Origin of the sequence: Oceanobacillus rekensis, from assembly GCF_002153375.1 — a bacterium.
GTDB classification, from domain to species: Bacteria; Bacillota; Bacilli; order Bacillales; family Amphibacillaceae; genus Oceanobacillus; species Oceanobacillus rekensis.
Map to the genome: position 1 here is coordinate 1 of NZ_MTBQ01000002.1, position 23,075 is coordinate 23,075.

The 23,075-nt window shown below is 38.5% G+C and carries 13 protein-coding genes, 24 tRNA genes and 2 rRNA genes; 36 read left to right on the forward strand and 3 right to left on the reverse strand.

The features are described 5' to 3' along the window. The 26 genes from BV906_RS03940 to BV906_RS04060 all read left to right on the forward strand — a co-directional run. A 23S ribosomal RNA gene (locus BV906_RS03940) occupies positions 1 to 87 on the forward strand; the annotation flags it as partial. A 66-nt stretch (positions 88 to 153) separates the two neighbouring features. Beyond that, a 5S ribosomal RNA gene (gene rrf / locus BV906_RS03945) occupies positions 154 to 269 on the forward strand. 374 nt (positions 270 to 643) lie between these two features. After that, a tRNA-Glu gene (locus BV906_RS03950) sits at positions 644 to 718 on the forward strand. 4 nt (positions 719 to 722) lie between these two features. After that, positions 723 to 798 (forward strand) — tRNA-Val (locus BV906_RS03955). Positions 799 to 838: 40 nt separating this feature from the next. Continuing rightward, positions 839 to 915, forward strand: a tRNA-Met gene (locus BV906_RS03960). A 14-nt stretch (positions 916 to 929) separates the two neighbouring features. Continuing rightward, positions 930 to 1,006, forward strand: a tRNA-Asp gene (locus BV906_RS03965). Positions 1,007 to 1,013: 7 nt separating this feature from the next. Continuing rightward, positions 1,014 to 1,089, forward strand: a tRNA-Thr gene (locus tag BV906_RS03970). Positions 1,090 to 1,142: 53 nt separating this feature from the next. Then, positions 1,143 to 1,218: transfer RNA gene (locus tag BV906_RS03975), tRNA-Lys, on the forward strand. Between the two features lie 5 nt (positions 1,219 to 1,223). Continuing rightward, positions 1,224 to 1,336, forward strand: a tRNA-Leu gene (locus BV906_RS19350). A gap of 901 nt (positions 1,337 to 2,237) precedes the next feature. Further along, positions 2,238 to 2,312, forward strand: a tRNA-Gly gene (locus BV906_RS03980). A gap of 7 nt (positions 2,313 to 2,319) precedes the next feature. Further along, positions 2,320 to 2,408: transfer RNA gene (locus BV906_RS03985), tRNA-Leu, on the forward strand. A 7-nt stretch (positions 2,409 to 2,415) separates the two neighbouring features. Beyond that, positions 2,416 to 2,492: transfer RNA gene (locus tag BV906_RS03990), tRNA-Arg, on the forward strand. 6 nt (positions 2,493 to 2,498) lie between these two features. Further along, positions 2,499 to 2,575: transfer RNA gene (locus tag BV906_RS03995), tRNA-Pro, on the forward strand. A gap of 11 nt (positions 2,576 to 2,586) precedes the next feature. After that, positions 2,587 to 2,659: transfer RNA gene (locus tag BV906_RS04000), tRNA-Ala, on the forward strand. Between the two features lie 20 nt (positions 2,660 to 2,679). Further along, positions 2,680 to 2,756: transfer RNA gene (locus BV906_RS04005), tRNA-Met, on the forward strand. Between the two features lie 22 nt (positions 2,757 to 2,778). Then, positions 2,779 to 2,854, forward strand: a tRNA-His gene (locus BV906_RS04010). Between the two features lie 17 nt (positions 2,855 to 2,871). Next, positions 2,872 to 2,945, forward strand: a tRNA-Ile gene (locus BV906_RS04015). Positions 2,946 to 2,967: 22 nt separating this feature from the next. After that, positions 2,968 to 3,060: transfer RNA gene (locus BV906_RS04020), tRNA-Ser, on the forward strand. Between the two features lie 132 nt (positions 3,061 to 3,192). Further along, positions 3,193 to 3,268: transfer RNA gene (locus BV906_RS04025), tRNA-Phe, on the forward strand. An 18-nt stretch (positions 3,269 to 3,286) separates the two neighbouring features. Then, a tRNA-Tyr gene (locus tag BV906_RS04030) sits at positions 3,287 to 3,372 on the forward strand. A gap of 26 nt (positions 3,373 to 3,398) precedes the next feature. Next, a tRNA-Gly gene (locus tag BV906_RS04035) sits at positions 3,399 to 3,472 on the forward strand. 13 nt (positions 3,473 to 3,485) lie between these two features. After that, positions 3,486 to 3,559, forward strand: a tRNA-Ile gene (locus tag BV906_RS04040). Between the two features lie 64 nt (positions 3,560 to 3,623). After that, positions 3,624 to 3,697: transfer RNA gene (locus BV906_RS04045), tRNA-Arg, on the forward strand. 10 nt (positions 3,698 to 3,707) lie between these two features. Then, positions 3,708 to 3,782: transfer RNA gene (locus BV906_RS04050), tRNA-Asn, on the forward strand. Between the two features lie 3 nt (positions 3,783 to 3,785). Next, positions 3,786 to 3,876: transfer RNA gene (locus BV906_RS04055), tRNA-Ser, on the forward strand. 4 nt (positions 3,877 to 3,880) lie between these two features. Further along, a tRNA-Gln gene (locus BV906_RS04060) sits at positions 3,881 to 3,955 on the forward strand. 298 nt (positions 3,956 to 4,253) lie between these two features. Here the strand turns inward: BV906_RS04060 and BV906_RS04065 are convergent. Beyond that, a complete protein-coding gene (locus tag BV906_RS04065) occupies positions 4,254 to 5,069 on the reverse strand; it encodes a glycerophosphodiester phosphodiesterase family protein (RefSeq protein WP_087972180.1) in 816 nt (271 codons plus the stop codon). Between the two features lie 436 nt (positions 5,070 to 5,505). Between BV906_RS04065 and BV906_RS04070 the strand changes: the two genes are divergently transcribed. The 6 genes from BV906_RS04070 to BV906_RS04095 all read left to right on the forward strand — a co-directional run bounded on the left by BV906_RS04070 (position 5,506) and on the right by BV906_RS04095 (position 14,660). Beyond that, complete coding sequence (locus BV906_RS04070) at positions 5,506 to 6,393, forward strand: endonuclease/exonuclease/phosphatase family protein (RefSeq protein WP_245843870.1); 888 nt, start codon at positions 5,506 to 5,508, stop codon at positions 6,391 to 6,393. A 364-nt stretch (positions 6,394 to 6,757) separates the two neighbouring features. Beyond that, a complete protein-coding gene (locus tag BV906_RS04075) occupies positions 6,758 to 11,509 on the forward strand; it encodes a lamin tail domain-containing metallophosphoesterase family protein (RefSeq protein ID WP_245843872.1) in 4,752 nt (1,583 codons plus the stop codon). A 234-nt stretch (positions 11,510 to 11,743) separates the two neighbouring features. After that, positions 11,744 to 12,373 (forward strand): TetR/AcrR family transcriptional regulator, encoded by a 630-nt coding sequence (locus BV906_RS04080; RefSeq protein ID WP_087972182.1) that lies wholly within the window; start codon positions 11,744 to 11,746, stop codon positions 12,371 to 12,373. Next, the gene (locus BV906_RS04085; RefSeq protein WP_087972183.1) at positions 12,370 to 13,041 is read left to right on the forward strand and encodes an MBL fold metallo-hydrolase; all 672 of its coding nucleotides are present in this window, start codon (positions 12,370 to 12,372) and stop codon (positions 13,039 to 13,041) included. The genes BV906_RS04080 and BV906_RS04085 overlap by 4 nt, the downstream gene beginning before the upstream one ends. Positions 13,042 to 13,136: 95 nt before the next feature. Next, positions 13,137 to 13,472, forward strand: coding sequence for a YrdB family protein (locus BV906_RS04090; protein ID WP_176330263.1), 336 nt, complete (start codon positions 13,137 to 13,139; stop codon positions 13,470 to 13,472). A gap of 285 nt (positions 13,473 to 13,757) precedes the next feature. Then, a complete protein-coding gene (locus tag BV906_RS04095; protein ID WP_087972185.1) occupies positions 13,758 to 14,660 on the forward strand; it encodes a glycine betaine ABC transporter substrate-binding protein in 903 nt (300 codons plus the stop codon). Positions 14,661 to 15,066: 406 nt separating this feature from the next. Here the strand turns inward: BV906_RS04095 and BV906_RS04100 are convergent, their stop codons facing one another. Then, positions 15,067 to 16,356 (reverse strand): glycosyltransferase family 2 protein, encoded by a 1,290-nt coding sequence (locus BV906_RS04100; RefSeq protein ID WP_245843875.1) that lies wholly within the window; start codon positions 16,354 to 16,356, stop codon positions 15,067 to 15,069. A gap of 347 nt (positions 16,357 to 16,703) precedes the next feature. On the opposite strand from BV906_RS04100, the gene BV906_RS04105 reads away from it, so the two are divergent. The 4 genes from BV906_RS04105 (at position 16,704) to BV906_RS04120 (ending at position 21,455) form a co-directional block, all read left to right on the forward strand. Further along, entirely contained in the window at positions 16,704 to 17,084 is a 381-nt protein-coding gene (locus BV906_RS04105) for a DoxX family membrane protein (protein ID WP_087972186.1), read from the forward strand. Positions 17,085 to 17,296: 212 nt separating this feature from the next. Continuing rightward, positions 17,297 to 18,076, forward strand: coding sequence for an alpha/beta fold hydrolase (locus BV906_RS04110; protein ID WP_087972187.1), 780 nt, complete (start codon positions 17,297 to 17,299; stop codon positions 18,074 to 18,076). A gap of 767 nt (positions 18,077 to 18,843) precedes the next feature. Then, positions 18,844 to 19,608 (forward strand): gluconate 2-dehydrogenase subunit 3 family protein, encoded by a 765-nt coding sequence (locus BV906_RS04115; RefSeq protein WP_087972188.1) that lies wholly within the window; start codon positions 18,844 to 18,846, stop codon positions 19,606 to 19,608. Between the two features lie 98 nt (positions 19,609 to 19,706). Next, on the forward strand, positions 19,707 to 21,455 hold the full coding sequence (locus BV906_RS04120) for a GMC family oxidoreductase (protein WP_087972189.1): 1,749 nt from the start codon (positions 19,707 to 19,709) through the stop codon (positions 21,453 to 21,455). A gap of 447 nt (positions 21,456 to 21,902) precedes the next feature. On the opposite strand, the gene BV906_RS04125 is transcribed toward BV906_RS04120, so the two are convergent. Beyond that, on the reverse strand, positions 21,903 to 23,003 hold the full coding sequence (locus BV906_RS04125) for a metallophosphoesterase family protein (RefSeq protein ID WP_087972190.1): 1,101 nt from the start codon (positions 23,001 to 23,003) through the stop codon (positions 21,903 to 21,905). Between the last annotated feature and the right edge of the window lie 72 nt (positions 23,004 to 23,075).

Genomic DNA, 23,075 nt, shown 5'->3' on the forward strand with positions numbered 1-23,075 from the left:
TCAGAGACGATGAGGTTGATAGGTCCGAGGTGGAAGCGTGGTGACACGTGTAGCTGACGGATACTAATAGATCGAGGACTTAACTAAACTTCTTTATTGATGTGTTGATTTACTCTTATTTAGTTTTGAAGGTGCAAACCTTAAAACTATATGTCTGGTAGCAATAGCGAAGAGGTCACACCTGTTCCCATCTCGAACACAGAAGTTAAGCTCTTCAGCGTCGATGGTAGTTGGGGCTTTGCCCCTGCAAGAGTAGAACGCCGCCAGGCATTATATGAAAACAGCTGATACAAAATGTATCAGCTGTTTTTTTGTGTGCCACGGTTTATCTTTTGTCATTGTTAGCGAGAAGATCCCTTCGTGGAGGGTATAACTTAACGATTAGAGAGACGATAAATCGCTATACTTGCGAGATATTACCAGAAGGTTTTGTGAATCCCATTAATAAGACCAAAGATACTTTTATAATGAAAATTAAATAGAAGTAAAGAGGTTAACAAGATGGCGATGAAAATATTGTTGAATTCCTATATATNAATATTATTTCACATAGCACAACGACTATTCATCTGTTAGTCATAGATTCGAAGTTTATCCTTTAAAATCTAACTGTGAAATTATTTAATTGTTTACAAACTTACCAGGCCCGTTGGTCAAGCGGTTAAGACACCGCCCTTTCACGGCGGTATCACGGGTTCGATTCCCGTACGGGTCACCAACATGGAGGATTAGCTCAGCTGGGAGAGCACCTGCCTTACAAGCAGGGGGTCGCAGGTTCGAGCCCTGCATCCTCCACCATTTTAAAACTTTTAGATGAATATTAATTTATCTCCCAAATCGCGGGGTGGAGCAGTCTGGTAGCTCGTTGGGCTCATAACCCAGAGGTCGTAGGTTCAAATCCTGCCCCCGCAACCAAAATTTTTCAATATGGTCCGGTAGTTCAGTTGGTTAGAATGCCTGCCTGTCACGCAGGAGGTCGCGGGTTCGAGTCCCGTCCGGACCGCCATATATATGCCGGCCTAGCTCAATTGGTAGAGCAACTGACTTGTAATCAGTAGGTTGGGGGTTCAAGTCCTCTGGCCGGCACCATCGTTTGTACAAAAAAATAGATATTTTCAAATGGTGATTTTCAATCATATTGTGAGCCATTAGCTCAGTTGGTAGAGCATTTGACTTTTAATCAAAGGGTCGAAGGTTCGAATCCTTCATGGCTCACCATTTGCGGGTGTGGCGGAATTGGCAGACGCGCTAGACTTAGGATCTAGTGTCTTCGGACGTGGGGGTTCANGATCAGAAATAGAGGAAAAGCAAACCAATTTAGGCCTTTTAACATCCAAACTCAGGAAGCGGAGTGAAAACTGAGGCACTACGACAAGATTGGTTGCCAATGTGAAATGTAATTAAGTTTTCCAGTTGTAACAAACTATTAGAAAGTAACTCGAAATTTATGGGGGATTCAATAAATATAGTATAGGATCAACTGCTCTAAATGTTCGATCCATGCAAAATAACCATAGTGCGAATGATGATAATTTTTTAGTAATGGAAGTCCACTTGAAAAAAATTCAAAGATAGATGCTTTAATTAGATACAGAAAGTTGCAAATAAAGGAGTAGTTTATTACGAGAAAATACTCTTAAATAATTTGTCAAATGTTGTTGACTTTTAGTTGCACACGTAGTATTATAATTCTTGTCGCCAAAATAATACTATTTATTACGCGTCATCTTATTTTGATAATAAAATGAGAGATTTAAAGTAATCATTGACTTTCACTAGTCAAAATGCTAAACTTTAAAAGTTGTCTCGAAACAACGCTCAAAAAATATTTAAAGTAATCATTGACTTTCATTAGTTAGAATGCTATACTTTAGAAGTTGTCTCAAAACAACGTTTTAAAAAAGATTAAAAAAGTTGTTGACAAAATGAATTGATTTATGGTATGATATTAAAGTCGCTTTCAAAAAACGACTTACAAATTTGCTCTTTGAAAACTGAACAAAACAACCAGTATGTCAAGGGAAGAAAACATGTTTTTCTTTTCAAACAACTCACATAAGTTTTACTTATTGAGTATGCAACAAGCTAAGAACACAAATGGAATTGACTGATGTTGATTCTATTCAAACACTTTTATGGAGAGTTTGATCTTGGCTCAGGACGAACGCTGGCGGCGTGCCTAATACATGCAAGTCGAGCGCGGGAAGCAACCAGATCCCTTNTTTTAATTGCTAAGCGCGGAAGTAGTTCAGTGGTAGAACATCACCTTGCCAAGGTGGGGGTCGCGGGTTCGAATCCCGTCTTCCGCTCCAAGCCCTTGCCGGGGTGGCGGAACTGGCAGACGCACAGGACTTAAAATCCTGCGGTAGGTGACTACCGTACCGGTTCGATTCCGGTTCTCGGCACCATATATATGCGCTCGTAGCTCAATTGGATAGAGTACTTGACTACGAATCAAGCGGTTAGAGGTTCGAGTCCTCTCGGGCGCACCATTTTAACGGGAAGTAGCTCAGCTTGGTAGAGCACTTGGTTTGGGACCAAGGGGTCGCAGGTTCGAATCCTGTCTTCCCGACCATTCATTATTTTGGGGCCTTAGCTCAGCTGGGAGAGCGCCTGCCTTGCACGCAGGAGGTCAGCGGTTCGATCCCGCTAGGCTCCATTTATTTATCTATTTATTTTGGCGGTGTAGCTCAGCTGGCGAGAGCGTACGGTTCATACCCGTGAGGTCGTGGGTTCGATCCCCTCCGCCGCTACCAAAAACTACATATGGTTAAAATGGCGGTCGTGGCGAAGGGGTTAACGCACCGGATTGTGGCTCCGGCATTCGTGGGTTCAATTCCCATCGGTCGCCCCATATTATATTATATATATGGACCCTTAGCTCAGTTGGTTAGAGCTATCGGCTCATAACCGATCGGTCGCAGGTTCGAATCCTGCAGGGTCCATTTGCAGAAATTATCATAACGTGGAGGTATACCCAAGTCCGGCTGAAGGGATTGGTCTTGAAAACCAACAGGCGGGTTAAACCGCGCGGGGGTTCGAATCCCTCTACCTCCTCCATTTATTTAATTAAATCATTGTCTTGGTAACTCTGTAATTAGAACACAGCACTTACTTCATTGTTAATACAACTATGTACGAACAGTAACGAAATGCTAGATCCTTTTTTATTTCTTATGTATATTTATATACGGCTTGGTAGCTCAGTCGGTAGAGCAGAGGACTGAAAATCCTTGTGTCGGCGGTTCGATTCCGTCCCGAGCCACCACTATAAAAATAATATAGTGGAGGGATAGCGAAGTTGGCCAAACGCGGCGGACTGTAAATCCGCTCCCATCGGGTTCGTAGGTTCGAGTCCTACTCCCTCCACCATTTCATATATAATAATTCACAATAATGCGGGTGTAGTTTAGTGGTAAAACCTCAGCCTTCCAAGCTGATGATGAGGGTTCGATTCCCTTCACCCGCTCCATATATATTTCTATGGGCCTGTAGCTCAGCTGGTTAGAGCGCACGCCTGATAAGCGTGAGGTCGGTGGTTCGAGTCCACTCAGGCCCATTTTTTCATTTTTCCTATGTTGGTTTATATTCCACAAAGGTATGTTAATATACAATTTTACCTTGCGCCCTTAGCTCAGCAGGATAGAGCAACAGCCTTCTAAGCTGTAGGTCAGAGGTTCGAATCCTCTAGGGCGCATTTAGATTATTCCACAGTAGCTCAGTGGTAGAGCAATCGGCTGTTAACCGATCGGTCGTAGGTTCGAATCCTACCTGTGGAGCCATATGGGGAAGTACTCAAGTGGCTGAAGAGGCGCCCCTGCTAAGGGTGTAGGTCGTGTAAGCGGCGCGAGGGTTCAAATCCCTCCTTCCCCGCCATTATTGGGCTATAGCCAAGCGGTAAGGCATCGGGTTTTGATCCCGTGTATCCTAGGTTCGAATCCTAGTAGCCCAGCCAAATACATACTACAATGCTTGTTTTCCCTATTACGTTTCTGATGAGACCGTAGAGGGATTTTTTAAATCACTAAAATCAATCAAGGCTAAATAACAATATAAATAGTACAGAAAAAACGTGTGGATAATGATATCCACACGTTTTTAAATTTTTTCTACAATTTATCCTCTTATTTTAGGAGTATAGCCACTTTTAATCATAAAGGTTTTTAAAACACTAAAATCCCGCCAATCAAAAGTGAATGACGAGATTTTTCTTTTACATGACATTACAGAGAAAATGATTTATTTAATATTGATTAGGGTACAATTACATCTGTTTCTATCAACCGTGGATGAATCTTTTTAGCTTTTGCATATGTTTCAGCAGAATTGACCGAGTATACATGCAGTTTTAGTTTTGCCTTTTTGATTATTTTAGCACTTTCTTCATCTATATTGTGAATGGATGTAGTATAGATGGCGTTATCATACTTCATTAACTCTTTAATGTCGGCTTCTATATTATTCAATGCATTTCCAAGAAAAGTCAGAGTTGCATCTGGGTACCAATTGTTAAACTGATCTCGAATACTCTTATTACTTAGTACAAAAAATGAATGATTTAATACACCTGTTTTCTCAGCTTCCTCCATAAGACCGTCTACGAATTCCTTGTTATCCCAGTTGCCTTTTGACCCATCAAAATTGATACCAATATTATATTTATGAGCTTCTGTTAAGACAGTATTAAGTGTAGGGACTTTATAACTTGTTACATTTCCATTTTTATCTACGATCATGAAATCTTGAATTTCCTCTAATGTTAAATCTTCAACTCTTCCAGATCCCGTAGTTGTACGATCGACCGTTTGATCATGCATTAATATATATTGGCCGTCCTTCGTTTTTTGTACATCAATTTCAACAAATCCATAACCCAATAACCCAGCCTGTTTAATTGCTTCCAATGTGTTTTCTGGAGCAGTCACTTGTGCACCACGATGAGCACTTAACTCTGTTTTGTTACTTTTTAGCCAGTTATCATTTGGATCTGCACTTGCTACACTACCAAACAGATTAGATGTTACAAATATTACCAATAAAGCTGATAAAATAAATTGATATCTTTTCACTTTTCATCATTCCTATCCTAAAAGATTGATTACATTTTCTAATTAGATATATATATGTTTTTTTAAAAAATTCCTACTTGTCTTCTTCTCCTTTCTTAATTAGATTAGTTGTTGTATCCTATTCTATCTAAATATTGTTAATTATATATAAACTAGATATATAGATTTTGTAAATGGAAAGAGTGAATGCTTCCATAAACAGATAGTTTCAATCTGCTACACGTACCTTCCATTGTTACAAAGGAATCAAGTACAATTTACTATATTTCTTTACTTAATTTATAAACTCAGTTTATATCTACTTAATAGACCTCGTTTAAACTAGATGTAGACACTCAAAGAGGAGGATGGAAGTATATTAAGAATTTAATAAGTATTTGAGAATGACGACGATTTTTTCCCCACTACGTAAATTATTTTAAAGGAGGATTTTTAATTGAAAAATTTGTTGCAAAAGTTCTTTGTCTTATCAAGTTTGTTCGTAATTTTGGGAAGCTTATTTTTCAGTCCGGTCAATGCTTTAGCTGCTGAGAAGAATGCAAAGATTAATGTGATGACCTTCAACTTAAGATACCTAAATGATTCTGATGCATCACCACATACGTGGGAAGAAAGACGTTCTACTGTTCGTCAGGTTATTCGGAAGGAACAGGCTGATATCATCGGAACGCAAGAAGCAGTCTACCAGCAGGTAAAAGATGTTGCTAATGATTTACCGAACTATAAATGGATTGGACAAGGACGTGAGGGTGGCAATGAAGGCGAGTTCATGTCCATTTTCTATAATGAGAATCGTTTTACTCCACTAGAATATGATCATTTCTGGTTATCAGATACACCGGATGTTGTTGGTTCCATATCGTGGGGAAATACGATTCCTAGAATGGTGACATGGGTAAAATTTCTGGATACCAAATCCAACGAGGAATTCTATTTTGTGAATACCCATTTTGATCACATGTCTGAAAAGGCAAGAGAAAAAAGTGCTGAGCTAATTTCAGAAAGGGTAAAAGAATTTGATCAGGATTTACCGATTCTATTAACCGGAGATTTTAATGCAGGACCTGATAGCGTACCACATGATATATTACTTAATGAAGGTGGGTTTGTTGATACGTTTACAGCAGCAGGTAAAACCATAAATAAAGAACTTGGTACATTTAATGGTTATGATGATCCCACTGGTGGCGGTGCTGATAATAGAATTGATTGGATTTTATCAAAAGGAAATGTAACCATCGATACTAGTGAAATCGTTAATTACCGAAAAAATGGACAATATCCGAGTGATCATTTTCCGGTATTGTCAGAAGTGACCTTCTAATCAATAACGTGGGGACGGAGAGAACCTTTCTCCCTACATCAATCTCCCGTAAGTTACTCCAACGCGTTTAGAACGAGGATATGCGGCATTAGAAAATGATTTTGTCCATGTCCAATAAAAAAATTGAGATGGATCAGAATCTTGCGAGGAGTATATGTACCGGATCCAAGATTATCTTACAAAGAATGCAATTCCTAGTAAATTAGGGATTGCATTTTTTCCGTTCATATCTAATTTGATAAAATAAAACCCTTTTTTGCATATTTTGACAATCTTTACAAAACTTTACCATACTGTAACAGTTAATTAATAATATATCACTATGATTACATTTGTATGATAAAAAATGACAAAGGGGAATTTTATGAAATATAGAAAGAGAAAAAAGTTGAATAGGACGTTATCGATTCTATTAATTCTAACCGTATTGCTTTTAGATTTTGCGATGGTTTTACCAAGTGATATTGTCCTTGCTGAAGAATCAGATACTACGGAAGCAATAGAATTAGATAACACGGAAGAAGATTTCAATGCTAATCCACAATTATTAATTACCGAAATTTCTCCAAACTCGCAAGGTGGGGGAACAGATTACTACGAGTTTTTTGAAGTCTATAATAATACAAATCAACCTTTAGCATTAACAAATTACTCATTTACATACCGTTACACAGATACAGGGAATGAAACCATATTCCAAGTTCCGGCTGTTACGATTGAGCCCGGGGAAACAATGGTTCTTTGGTTTAATAATGGTGGGAAGACTTTAGCTGACTTTAATGCAAATCATGGTGTTGATTTAAGAAGTGAACAGGTTGTTGAATTTACATCTGTATTCCCTGGTTTCGCTAATGGTGGAAACCGTGCCATTGTTACTAAAGATAATGAAGGAAATGAAATTGTTTCTGCAAGTTATCTTGGAGAAGATAATGATAATACAGGTGCAGATATTCACTATACCTATCCAATAGCTAGTACAGAAATGGTCAAACAACAAGGAGGAGCGACTCCCACTCCAGGTACGATTGAGGAAAATCAAGTTCCTTCAACACCTGTAACATTACCAGATGTAGTAGAGGATGAAGAAGCACCGATTATTGAACATACTCCAATAACGGAAAGCAGTTCTTTATCACCAATAAAAGTCGAGGCGACGATAACGGATAATGCAGCAATCCCACTTGCAACCCTATATTATAAAGAGGCAGGTGCAGATAATTTCACATCCATATCCATGCATCCGAGTGGGGAAGATCCATCAACCTATACTGCAGAAATTCCAAGCAAGCATGTTCAATCAGATGTTGTCTACTATATTGAAGCAACAGATGGTATAACTAGTGAACAGACTGAGGAATATACGATTACTGTTGAAAAGGCAACCGTTGATTATGAAGCGATACCTCTATTTCTTGTAACAGAGGTCGTGCCGGATACAGCAAATATTGACGGGGCAGATGGATACGAGTTTATTGAAATCTATAACAATAGTGATCAACCAATTAACTTTAAAGACTATAAATTGAATTACAGATATGATAAAGATCCATCAAGAGATGTGGTTTGGCCATCCATACCAGAAGATGTCGTCATCCCTGCTGGGGAAACGCTCGTATTCTGGATCATTAATGCGAAAAATGGAAATGCAAGCATAGCTGATTTCAATGCACATTTCGGGACAGATTTAGTAGAAGATGAAGATATTGTAAGAATTTATAGTGGTGGCATGGCGAATAGTGGTGGGCGCGGTCTTGTCGTCAAGACCAATGCTGGAAAAGAAATAACCGTTTCCTATTACAATGATGAAGCTGGTGTTGATGACACATTGCCAGATAAAGGTATTATTTATAAATATCCAGAGGACGGTACCTTAGAGTCTATTAAGGTAAGTGCTGGCTTGGAAGATGCTACTCCAGGTACTGTTGAAGCCTTCCAAGTTCCCGAGCAGCCAGTTCCGGTTGGAAATGATACGGTTGATCCAACTGTGGAAAATTTAACAGAAGTTACCGAAGTAAATGAACAGAGCGATATTAATATTGTTGCAGATATAACGGACGATAAAGAAGTACGAAGTGTTCGCTTATTTTATAAGACAAATAAGCAAAATGACTACAACAATGCCGTGTTACAACAAGATGAAAATGATGGGTTCTATCATCATACAATCTATTCTCCTGAGATCATAGGGAATGAAAAACTAACGTATTATTTTGTCGCAACAGATGGAGTGAATGAAGTAACGAGTGAAACATTCGAAATTTCAATTACAAATGATTTCGATCAATCGAGTTTACGTTTAAATGTGGAAGATGACGAAATCGTAAACGGAGAGGTCATCCTAAAAGGAACATCACAAGCCGATTCACCTGAAGATATGAAAATGTACATCGATGGAAAAGAGCAAGTGGATGGGACGTACCATTCTCTTGATCGAGTTGCCTATTTTGCATATGAGGTAAATGGCCTGAACACCTACTTCAAAAATGCTGTAACAATGGGTGATGAGATTCTCTATATGATGGATCAGGATTGGCTTACAGACTGGAAAACATTCAGTATCCCAATTGAACCTGATTCCCTTCAATTAGGTGACAATACAATAACATTAAGATCTGGAAACAAAGCATCACCATATGATTTAGAATCAAAAGAAAACCGTGATAACTATGATTTGCGTAACGTTCGATTGGTACTATCAGATGGCACCATTTTAAGAGATCCAAATTATACCGACACAACAAGGGTAATTGGTATGAATGATGACAATCCATTTGAAGATTTCACATTTGAGATTACAGACAAACATGCCAAGGCAAAAACTTATAAATGGGATACAACTGCAATTGCAGATGGCGAACATGAGATAAAAGTTGAAGACAAGGATGAAGCGGTAAGTTCAAGTCTGCTTGTAGACAATACGGCACCTGTTGTTGAAACAACGATTGTAGATGGGGAAGAATATAAAGGTGAATTTACAATTAATGTCGATGTAACAGATGAAATTGCTGGTATGGAGGAAAATGTCCAAGTCATGCTAGATGAAGAGGAAATTACCGTACCATATGAAACGGCATCATCTAAGCTAACGCCAGGAGAACATAAACTTACCGTTATAGCTGTTGATAAAGTTGGAAACAGTGTGGAAGAAGTTATTCCATTTTCAGTAGTCTCTGAGAATCCTGATAAACCGGAACTCATTTCCCCTGCAGATGATAGTTCAGCTGTGGTTGATGGGGATCCAAAGCTAAAGGTTAAGGTTACCGATCCAACGAATGACAAAGTCGATGTAGCTTTCTATCAAGGCTATAAATATGATGCAAACAGTAAAGATGCTGTAAAAGGTTATAAAAATGCTGCAGATACAGAACCACCACAAGTAATGGTTCCAGAAGGAGAACAAGCCTTTACCACAGAAGATATAGCCAATGTATCGAAAAAAGACGGAAATTATTTAACAACAGATTCAGATACGCAATTCCCATATCATCGTTTTGATGTTACTGTCGATGAATCAGTTGATGAAAACGACATAGTGGAACTCTCATGGCTTGGTAATTCATTACAAGGTAGGAAAGTGTCGATGTACGCATGGAATCACCAAGATAATGGGTGGACATTAATTGATCATAAAATAGCAGGAGAAGAAGACTTTGAATTAAAAGGAAATGTGACTGTTAATGAATTTGTGAAGGATTCAAAAGTTAATGTATTAGTCCAAGATTTAATTCCAAGTACACCTGATGACTATGATTATACTTTTGTTTGGATGTCAGATACGCAATATTATGCGGAAAGCTATCCACATATTTTTGATAGACAAACACAATGGATTGCTGAAATGAAGGAAGAATTAAAGATTAAGTATGTATTCCATACGGGTGACTTAGTAGATGAAGCGGATAAGGAATACCAATGGGATCATGCAGATGAATATATGAGTGTGCTTGATGAAAATGAAATTCCATACGGAGTTTTAGCAGGAAATCATGATGTTGGTGGCGTGAATAATGATTATACAGCGTACTATAAGTATTTTGGTGCAGATCGTTTTGAAAATAAAGCCTATTATGGTGAATCATACCTTAATAACCGAGGACATTATGATTTAATTTCAGAAGGTGGCAATGATTATATCATGGTATACCTTGGCTGGGATGTGACGGATGAAGGAATTGCATGGGTGAATGAGGTTCTTGAAGCACATCCGAACAGAAAGGCGATTTTAAATTTCCACGAATATCTTTTAGCAACGGGAACAAGACATCCACTTGGCGAAAAACTGTTTAACGAAATCGTCGTACCAAATGAAAATGTTATTGCAGTATTAAGTGGACATTATCATGAAGCACAAACGTTGATTGATGAAATTGATGATAATGGTGATGGAACAGCGGATCGTAAAGTATATCAACTACTTGCAGATTATCAAGCTGGTCCAGAAGGTGGACAAGGCTATATGCGATTACTTCATTTTGACCAAGATAATAATCGAGTCATCGTTAACACGTATTCACCCTATATGGATGATTATAATTTCTTCGATACCGATGAATATCCAGATAAAGATGAATTTATCATGGAGCTCGACTTATCGGTACAGGAGAAACGTGTTGCAACAGATTATTTCGCTGTTAACGTTTATAGTGATACAGAAATAGGAAATGCAGTGAATGTTGCTAGTGGAGAAAGTGCTGAGATGACATGGACAGGACTAGATGAAGGAAAAACCTATTCCTGGTATACGATTGCAACTGATCAATTTACTGGGGAAACAAGATCAGATATGTGGACATTTGTAAAAGGTGAGCACAACGCGAATGTTCCAGAAAAAACATACGACTTCAAAAACTACAAAACCGGTAAACTAATGATCCATCAACAGAACGTATCCATTACAGTTGATGCAGCTTCAGAAATCAAAAATGGTGTTGTATTCACAGGCGAATATGCAACATTCCATGGAGAAGGATTCGCGGATACAACGGTAACCATCAAACCGAATAAAGATAAGGCGTATGTAGATTTTAATGGAATTGAAGTAAAAGAGGTAATCATTGAAGGTGATTATGTAGAAATTACTGGCGATGAAAACGTGGGAAAGATTAATGTGAAGTAAGGTTTATAGAATTAGTGGAATGGAGGGTCAATTGACTCTCCATTTTTATTATTTTCATTAAAGATATATGTACTAAGTAAAACGGTGAGGGGTCAATGGCTCAGACCCCACTTCTTTTGCTGCACATCTCTCCATATTTATTAATTTTTCTAAAAACTATCTTGACAAGTAACTAACCACTGGTTATATTATAACCAGTGGTTAGTTACTTGGTTGGAAAAGAGGTGCAAATCGATGAAAACAAAGCGTTCAGAAGAAACAAAGAAAATTATTCTGTCAGCAGCAGGAGAACTATTCTCCCAAAAAGGGTATGATGCTGTTTCCATAAGAGAGATCGCTAAAGAGGCTGGTTGCTCGCATACAACCATTTACCTTTATTTTAAGGATAAGGAAGCATTACTCCATGAATTGTCCATGCCATCCCTGGAAGAATTACTTCAAAAAATGAAACGAATAACACTGTCCGAGTCCCAAACTGCAGAAGAAAAGCTAAAGGGAATCAGCAATGAATTTCTCCATTTTTGTTTAAGAAACAAAAATCTATACACGATTTTTATTAACGTAAAATCAACAAGAGTGGATAATCAGCAGCCTGAGCTTGAAATTAATAAAGCTCGATTAGAGATATTTGTATTAATGAAGCAAACGCTCGGTCAATGCCTATCCATCTCAAATAGTGACCAGATACTCGCTTTCTCACGTATTTTTTTCTATAATCTTTATGGAATTTTGAGTACCTATTCATACCAACACGAATCTATAGAAGCGTTAATGGAACGATTAACTCCAACATTTGACCTTGCAGTTGAAATTCTTATTTTAGGATTTAAAGAAAAAATAAATCAGGGAGTTGGAAAAGAATGAAGATACGGAAGATTTCTGACCATATTTGGAGTTTGAAAAGTTGGGTAGGGATAACCGTGAGTGTATGGGTCGTTGTTAATGATGATGGTGTAACCCTTGTTGATGCAGGCATGCCAATCATGTCCAAGGGAATGCTGCAGTTTTTGAGACAACTGGATGCTGGCCCACTAAATCGTATCTTACTGACTCACGGACATTCGGATCATGTTGGTGCACTCAAGTCTATTTTACGTCAGAGGGAAATTCCCGTATATGCCCATCCAATTGAAATCCCCTACTTAGAAGGAGATAAGCTCTACCCGAAAAGGAAAAAATACGAAAAGAATGTTGTAAAAGGAATTGTTCAACCATTGCATACGGATAATCTTGGTACATTGTCAGCTATTTCAAATATAACACCTTATTTAACTCCAGGGCACTCCCCTGGCCATGTTGTCTATTATCATACGGAAGATCGAGTATTATTAGCAGGAGATCTTTTCACCTCGAAAAAAGGAAAACTTCACCGACCAATGCCCATGTTTACAGGAGATATGAACGAAGCGGTAAAAAGCAGCTCCATCGTTAAGCAACTAAACCCTAAGCAGTTAGAGGTTTGCCACGGTAACACAGTCTATAACCCCATAAAACAAATCGATGCATATATTCAAAACATGACACAACTGTGAGAGGAAGCATGGGGACGGTTCTCCTGCTTCCTTTATTGCAAAGGACTGGGATTAAATACTAATTTCTTTATTCCAATAGAAAGGAGATGAATCCGATGATTATGATCGAAGTTATTCTATTTGCTTTCCTTTTCCTATTCGAATTGGCAGCGTTAGCAGCATTCTCCTATTGGGGATTTAATTTAGATAAAGCACTTGTTACTAAAATCATATTTGGTATAGGAACACCACTACTGATCACTATTTTTTGGGGATTATTCATTGCACCCAAAGCATCCCATCCTGTAGCAGATCCACTACGAACCATTTTGCAAATCCTAATATTCAGCCTGGCAACAACTGCATTATATTTTTCAGGAAAGACAACACTTGCGATAACCTTTCTCATAGCTGTAATTCTGAACATATTCCTCGTTCGTGTTTTGGTATGAAACTCCGAATGCCAATTGATTTCAATGCTAGGATTTCATTAGGTACTGCTAAAATACAGAAAAATGCTATAATACTGAGAAAAACTTACGATATGCTAGCATTACCCATAAAACACCCCATTCTTTAAAGCTGAACACACCTTATGTAGATAATTGACTAAATTTGACGTTTGAGTTATTTGTAATAAAGATTTAACATTAAATATGTTGTACTTATTAAAAGGGTGTAAACCATTCATGATAATGGAAAGAATGGCAATATGTGAAAATGGAGTGTAGTACAAAATGGTGAATTTTAAATGGAAGAAAATATGGATGATTGCTGTTTTACCCATATTTCTTATAGTAGCAGGTTGTGGATCTGATGATGAGGATGCACAGACTGAAACCAATGTTAGTAAAGAAATGGAGTATACAATTACTGGTATAGAGCCTGGTGCTGGACAATCTGAAACAAATGACGAGGCTATATCTACATACGATAGCCTTAATGGTTGGGAACATCAACTGTCTTCAACAGGGGCAATGTTATCAGAATTAGATGATGCTATGAAGAGTGAAGAACCAATTGTCTTTAGTGCATGGTCTCCTCATTATATGTTTGCCAATTGGGATATAAAATACTTAGAAGATCCTAAAGGTATATTTGGGGAAGAAGAATCCATCATAACGATTGCAAGAAAAGGCCTAAAAGAAGAAATGCCTGAAGCTTATACAATGCTTGATCGATTTAATTGGGAACTATCAGACGTAGAATCGGCCTTGTTAAAAGCCCAAGAAAAGGAATTTGAAGAAGTAGCTCAAGATTGGGTAGATGAGAATCAAGAAACTGTTGCAGAATGGACAGAAGGGGTAGAGCCTGTAGATGATACTTCCATAGAATTAGTTTTAACTCCTTGGGATGCAGAAGCTTTTACAACAAATGTGGCTAAAATTGTATTGGAACAACAAGGTTATAGTGCCAAAATTACATCAGTTGATCCAGCTATTTTGTTTGAAATCATAGCAGACGGTGGTGCAGATGCATCTCTAGCACCATGGATGCCATCCACACATGGTGCATTATATGATGAGTATGAAGGCGAAATTGAAGATTTAGGAGCGAACGTAGATGGTGCCAAAATTGGATTAGCTGTACCATCTTATATGGACATTGATTCCATTGAGGATTTACAACCGAAAGAATAAACAATACTTAATGTAGAAAAACTTAGGCTTTCATGTTGTGTATTTGCACAGCGTGAGGGCTTTTTTTCTTTTTGGAGGAGAGCCAACCAAGTCACCCCTCCACTCGGGCGTGAGCATCCATCAAACGGTCGAAGCACACTCCCACTCGGGCGTGAGCACCTATCAAACGGTCGAAGCACACTCCCACTCGGGCGTGAGTACTCATCAAACGGTCGAGGCACCCCTCCACTCGGGCGATGGCACCCATCAAACGGGCGAGCCGCACCTCCGCTCGGTCCAAACTTAAGATGACTCCAATAACAATATCAATTTCATTCAGAAATTATCAAAATGAATATTATACAAATCGAGCTAAACAAAAAAACACGAGCATCAATCTCGTGTTTGTCAGTAAACCTCGCAATATTCATCGAACTTCATCAATGGATTTTACCACGGTGTGAACGATTGGTTTCCATGTTACATCCTTAAACAGGGCTACAATAGCAATTGGTATGTATGTGAACATAAAGAGTGGAAACGTGAATGTGTAGACTATCTTTTTCCATGCTGAACAATGAATTTTCTTCCACTCTGTTAGTGTGGTGATGAAACCAAGCACAAACAGAAGACCATAAAACCAGCTAATATGTTTCAACAAGGCTATTGTGGTTGTTTCAATTACTTCTGTCCCTTCAAAAATCCCTAGAATTCCAGCTGCATAGAATGCTAGATTGATAGTAATGCTCATACAGGAAACGAGCATGGCTGGCATGATTGTCATTGCCATATCGTAGCATGAGAACCGGCTGTGCTTTCCTTTGAAAATACCACCAAGCAACTTCTTTCCATATTTACCAAATACCTGGTAGAATCCCTTTGCCCAGCGCAAGCGTTGATTCCAAGATTGTTCAAAAGTGACTGGCTGTTCATCGTAAAAGATGGCGTTTCTGCAGTATCCAATCTTTTCGCCTTTAATGATTTGCGACACAGAAAACTCGATGTCTTCTGTGAGGAGATGGTGAATCCAACCACCATTGGATCGAATCACATCAGCATCTACGAGGAATCCGGTACCGGAAATGGCACAGCTAGTACCAAGCGTCATCCTTGGAAGATTGAGATATTCTGCTTCATGCTGGAACCAAAGTGCATAACCCGCTGATATCCAGTTCTGGTCAAAGTTCTTAGAATTTCGATAACTGGTGACGACCCTATATCCTTGATTAAAGGTCTTATTCATCTCCGCTATATAATTCTCATCCAACAGATTATCGGCATCAAAGATGAAATATCCGCCGTACTTTTCCGAAGCATATTCACTCTCGATAATTTTGAACATATAGTCGAGGGCATATCCCTTTCCAACCTGTTTTTTATTAAAGCGCTTTCTAACAATGGCCCCAGATTGCTCAGCCACCCTTGCAGTCTGATCGGTACAATTATCTGCAATAACAAAAATATCGATCATTTCTACTGGGTACTTTTGGTTTTGAATACTCTTAATGAGTTGTCCAATCACAAGTTCTTCATTTCTGGCAGCGATGATTACTGCGTATTTGGACGGAGGAACTTCCCGTCTTACTTGCTTACGGAGCTTCCGTTTGGCCACAAATGCAACAAACATGTAAACAATTTGATACGAGTACATGACGATGAATAATAAAAATAGAAGAAAGTTAAAATTTTCTATAAAAGTTGAGATAGGTAAGTTCAAACTGATACCTCCAAGATTCTATTATTTATTTTTAACATGACCCAACTAACAGTTTTCCCTGAAGGAATCTTATCCCCTGAAAATTAATTATATAGTAGAGATTTTAAGTAAATATTAATATTATGTAAATATTTGGTAAACTAATGTAAAATGAGTAAGTTATCATCTAAATAATAGAATAATGGGAAGATGTACATATAAGGTAACTCTAACAATATTAAGTATCGAAGCGGTTCTTCTTGGAGCGCATTAGTAATTTAAAATTTTTAATATTTTATCCCGCAATCCCCCTTTCCTGAGTTAAACTGGATGCAAACAGAATAAACTATAAAGGGAGGTTGGTAAAATTGCCTAAACGGTTGATGCACCTATGCAGATTATTTTTAGGAATCGTTTTTTTAGTTGCTGGTATAAATGGTTATTTCGTCATTTTTGGATTAGACCCATTTATAGAAACCAGTCCGGAAGCAATGGCATTATTCGAATTTAACTATCTATTAATTGCAGAAAAAACGTTAGAAATTCTATGTGGTATTTTACTTTTGAGTAATCAATTTGTCCCCTTGACCATTGCCATATTATCGCCAATTGTAGCCAATATTTTCTTGCTGCATGTATTCCTGGACCATTCGTTGCTTCTCTTAGCTGTATTGCTTGTCCTCATGTTAGGTTATTTATTGTTCTATTACCGAGAGAACTTTCTTAGAATCTTGGAGAGAAAACCTTAATTTATCAAAAGAGACAGGGATCATTTCATACCTGTCCCTCTATAAAATCCCCTTTAAGAATGAGTCCAGTCCGGTCAGCATCCAATAGAGCATCCCTTTCTAAAAGTGCCCACTTATCAGAGCATATAGTCCCATCATCCCAGGCGTTCACCTATATTCATGGGATTGAATAGTTTATTAGGAAGAATATTTAATGAAACGGGGGAATTGCTGTGGGATACTTTGTAACTGTTGAACCAGGAGTGAATTTATATGTTGAGGATTTAAACCCTGGTGGGAGTAAGACTATCGTGTTTTTACATGGATGGCCGTTCAGTCATAAACAGTTTGAATATCAGTTTGATTTTCTTTCTTCCATGGGTTACCGATGTATAGGAATTGACTGGAGAGGGTTTGGGCAGTCTGATAAACCGGTTGGTGGCTATAATTATGACCGCCTGACAGATGATATCCGTACTGTAGTGAACACACTTCAACTCGATAACTTCACACTTGCGGGGCATTCGACAGGAGGAGCTATAGGTATTCATTATATGGCACGGCACAATGGTTACGGGGTATCCAAGCTTGTCTTAATTGATGCAGCAGCACCCACAGGATTCACTGAAGATACAGCTGCAAAACTTCTAAATGAAACGTTAAATGACAGGCCCAAGATGATTCGAGGGATCCTAGATACCTTTTTCTTTCAGTATATTTCCACACCATTCGCGGACTGGTTTTTTCAATTGGGATTGCAAGCTGCAGGCTGGTCCACCGCGGCAATCATTACTTTATTAAGAGATCAGAATCTTACTGCGGACCTGCAACAAATAGCTGCCCCTGTATTAATCATTCACGGCGTTCACGACAAAGTGATTCCATTCGCACAAGCCCAGGAACTTCATCAAAAATTAAGAAATTCACAGCTTGTCCCATTTCAATACAGCGGTCATGGAGCATTTTGGGAAGAACGCCACAAGCTTAACCAGCTATTGGTAGAGTTCGACTAGGGACGGAGGGATAGGTCCCTTGTCCCGCTTATTTTACAAATATCAAAGTAACCGTCCTAGCCAGGCCAAGTGGACAGGATGGTTACTTCTTAGTCATTCTCAAAGTTATAATTAGCCGTACTTATGTGACATGTAGTTACTAAGGCCTGAGTTTTCGAGCACTCGGTGGGACAACAAACCTGTCCCCAAGTCCCTCTAAGTTCGATAAATTGACAAATTAGTTTATTAGACCTAAACTTTATTTACCATATATTGTAACATTTATAAGATAATGTAGGTACTTACACATAATGAGTTGTTTTTGTCATTATATCGTAGGGGTTTAATTTATTGCTTTAGTACATATAATACATAATCTATTAATATAGTAAAGACCTATATCATCGTAGTTTATCCAACCAATATGGATATTAGTGTAGAGGGGGAGAGCAACTAAAAGAACATGGAATGCAGTAGAATTACTTTTTTAGTACGTAATTCTTTCTAAAAATCACCAACTTCATAGTTATAATCTAGTAATTGATAATATTTTTGCAGGATTAAAGAGCATCTATTTTTACTAGTTTGATTACTTTGTTTGAAAGCGTGACCATTATATACTGCTACTACATAACACAACAGAGAATGAACAAAGGAATAGATTAGTCAACAATAAATGAGATGAGAATTCGGCGATAACTACATAATCGACTGGTTCGTGTTAAAAAATCCCGATGCGTTACTTGTCACTCTCTTTACTACTAATTTTAAAAATTGGAGGCTTTTCAATGTCAAATCATGATGAAAAACAACTTGATGCAAATGGTTCCTCAAGACGTAAATTCTTGAGAAACACTGGGATTGCTGCCGGGGGTGTTGTTGTCGGTGGAACATTAGGTGGTTTATTGGGAATGAACGATAAAAATGAACCAGCTGAATCAGCATCCACTTCAAAGGCAGTAACACATACAGAAAATCATAATCAGGCGCTAATGTTCTTTACACCAGAACAGTTTCATATTACAGATGCAGCAACAGAACGGATTTTCCCGAAAGATAATAATGGTCCAGGTGCCAAGGAATTATTAATCGGATATTATATCGACCATCAATTAGCTGGCGGTTGGGGCACTGGAACAACCGAATATACTTCGGGACCATTCTTCCCTGGTGAGCCTACACAAGGTTATCAAGGTCGCCTAAATAGACAACAAATCTTTAAAATTGGCTTAAAAGGAATACAAGATTACAGTCAAAAGACATATCAGAAAAGTTTCCCAGAATTAACAGCGGAAGAACAGGATGCTGTTTTAACAGAGTTTGCTGATGGAAATGTAAGTTTGAGTGGACCAACTTCCTCCCATTTCTTTAGTGAATTGCGCGCAGCAACACTTGAAGGGGCCTATTCGGATCCATTATATGGTGGAAATGCTGGAATGGCTGGGTGGGAAATGAAGAACTTCCCAGGACATCAAATGAGCTATCTAGATATTATCGAAGAAGAGTTTACTGAAATTAAACCATTAGCATTAAACTCGCAGCATAATCATTAAGCTTTTAGAAAACGGTTTCTTCTTGATTTTAAGGTTAAAGTTCTGTAGTTTAAATAGGATTTTTTAAATATATAAATTTTTAACAGGGGGAATTATCGATGGCTACAAAGTTACCAAAAACAGACGCCGTAATTATTGGTGTTGGTTGGGCTGGGGGAATTATTGCTTCCGAGCTTACAAAAGCAGGACTAAAGGTTGTTGGTATTGAACGTGGTGGTGATAGAAAAACAGAAGACTATTTTATGATGCATGATGAACTGAGATATGCACAAAGACATGGCATGATGCAAGATCTATCGAAAGAAACAGTTACATTCCGTAATAATGAAAAAATGCGGGCATTACCAATGAGGAGATACGGTTCTTTTTTGCTAGGAGATGGTGTAGGTGGTGCAGGCGTTCACTGGAACGGGCAGAATTTCCGCTTCTTACCATATGATTTCGAAATACGCAGTAAGACAATTGAAAAATACGGGGAAGGTAAAATTCCCAAAGATATGACAATCCAGGATTGGGGTATCACGTATGATGAAATTGAGCCGTATTATGATACATATGAAAAAATGGCTGGTATCTCAGGGGAGGATAACCCATTAGGTGGGCATCGTTCGAATCCATTTCCAACACCGCCAATGAAAAAGACAGTAAATATGAAATTATTCGAGGAAGCAGCGAAAAAATTGGGATTAAATCCATATGTTCAACCATCCGCCAACTTATCGGAAGACTATACGAACCCAGATGGAATTTCCCGTGTTGCTTGCCAATATTGTGGATTCTGTGAACGTTTTGGTTGTGAGTACGGTGCGAAAGCTGACCCAATCGTTACGGTATTACCTGTAGCAAAAGAAACAGGAAACTTTGAATTGCGTCCAAATTCATATGTAACACGTATTCTTCATGATGGTAGTGGTAAGGCTACGGGAGTTTTATATACGGATTTGAATACAGGTGAGGAATTTGAACAGCCTGCAGATATCATTGTCTTAACAAGCTATGTCTTTAATAATGTACGCCTTCTTCTATTATCTGAGCTTGGAAAAGTTTATAATCCAGGAGATGGTACAGGTGCTATTGGCAAAAACTATGCATATCAAATCAGAAAAGGAGCAGCAACTGGATTCTTTGATGATAAAAAATTCAATATGTTTGCTGGTGCAGGTGGCTTAGGGATTCTTCTAGATGATTATAACGGCGATAATTTTGACCATACCGATTTAGATTTTATTCATGGTGGAATGATTATTCATCAGCAAACAGGTCAAAGACCAATTGGGAATAACCCTGTCCCATCAGGAACACCATCATGGGGTCAAGAATTTAAAGATGCTTCCTTAAAGTATACAAACGCTACACTAAAGGTAAGTGGTGAAGGTGCATCCATGTCCTATAAACATCATTACCTTGATCTTGATCCAACGTATAAAGATTCATTCGGTGATCCATTAATTCGCCTTACGTACGATTTCGAAGAACAAGACCGCAAGTTGGCTAAGTACTTGGCCGGGAGATGTGAGGAAATCCTAATTGAAATGGGTGCCGATCACGTGGATACCATGCAAGAGTTAGAGCCATATGATGTTGCTGTATACCAATCTACACATAATACAGGTGGGGTTATCATGGGTGCAGATCCAGAAACTTCTGCAGTCAATAATTACTCGCAAATGTGGGATGTTGAGAATCTATTTGTTGTTGGTGCTTCATCATTTCCACAAAATGCAGGCTATAATCCAACGGGAACGGTAGGAGCTTTATCATACCGTGCTGCGGAGGGGATTGTGGAGTATTTGAAAAATAGTGGTGGGCAATTGGTTAATGCTAAGAAAGAAACACAGAACGTATAAGTTTATAAGATTTAGCAAAAACCACAGCATGAGTGCTGTGGTTTTTGGTGTTTGTGGGTTTGGGTGTGGAATTTCAGGTGAGTTAATCCACACTCGGGCGACAGGACCCATCAAACGGGCGAGTTGCTCCTCCACTCGGGCGGAAGCACGCATCAAACGGTCGAATAGCACATCCACTCGGTCGACAGCACGGATCAAACGGGCCAAGTGCACCTCCACTCGGGCCCGGTCAAACGGTCCATGTGCACTTCCACTCGGTCGACAGCACCCATCAGACGGGCGCTTTTGAGGAATAGTAACTAAGAAATAGTTGAAAATGTTTTATATTAGGATTGTTCGTCTTTATATTGTCAGGATGTCTGTCACCTTTCAATTTAAAAAGAAGCAAATAAAAAGCCACCCAAAATAAATTTAAAAGGGTGGCTTAGTGATTAATATTCTACTAGTTTATTCTATCCCATAATCCTCAGCGAAAAGCATCTTTGTGTCAACCAGTACATCCTCCGCATTTTCATCTAGGTTGAATACTCGTGCACCGCGCAGCCTGTCGTTTTCCTCGCCACCAAGACCATACGTTCCAAATCCAACACTTCCTGCGTAGCCTAATTGGATACCGTAATAGTCACCAACATATGTATTGATATGGTCATGACCAGAGAAGACACCTTTCACATCTCCTCTATCCAACATAGCTGCGAACATTCCGCTGTTAAAAGGACCAGTGCAAACACATTCATTTTTCTCACCTACGATATTATGTTTTTCCACTGCTTTCTGATGACTTTCTTCTGTTCTATCAGATGGACTCGCATACCACATATATTCAAATTCTGGGAGAGGAATATGCATGAACGCCAGTGATGGAACTTTATGTCCAGTTGTTTGCTCTAGTTTTTCAGACGTTTCATAATACCACTGAACTTGATTGTGGCGGAGGTAATCCCATGTTTGGTATCCTTCAAAATCCTGTCCTGCGATTTCATCTGGGGCATATCTGCCACTATCAAATAACCAAACGTTAAAGGCTGGATCTGTATTTTTGGAGTTATTGATAACCAGGTTTGTGTTACCAGTTCCAGTAATATCCTTAGGTCCCGGCTTGTTTACATTGTGTTCATAAGACATATAAACATCGAGCATATCTTCTTCGTTCATTCCGGTCTTCGATGTATGATCTTCATCATGATTACCGAAAGTAACTGCCCATTGGATACCTTTATCCTCCATCGGTTGTGCAATGCTATCCAAAGCTTGCTTCACCTCATCAGCTGTATCGATTTCAGCAGTAAGCATGTCACCATTTAAAATGGCTAAGTCGGGATTCTGCTCATCAAGCACTGTATTCATCAATTCTATTGTACGGGAATCGATATCCTCGTCATCCTGAATATCGTTAAACTGCACAATTTTATACTTCCCGTCAGTGTTAAATTGCAGCTTTTCATTCCCATTGGTCTTCCCTTGAACGGAAGAATTGGTGAAGCTTGTTGTCATTAAAATTACAGCAAATGCAATGATGACAATTCCGGTTAATGATTTCAATTTCATAAAATTACCCCTTTCTTTAGTCTGTAGTTTAATTGTAATATATTGGTATTAAACGTATATTAATTTACTATA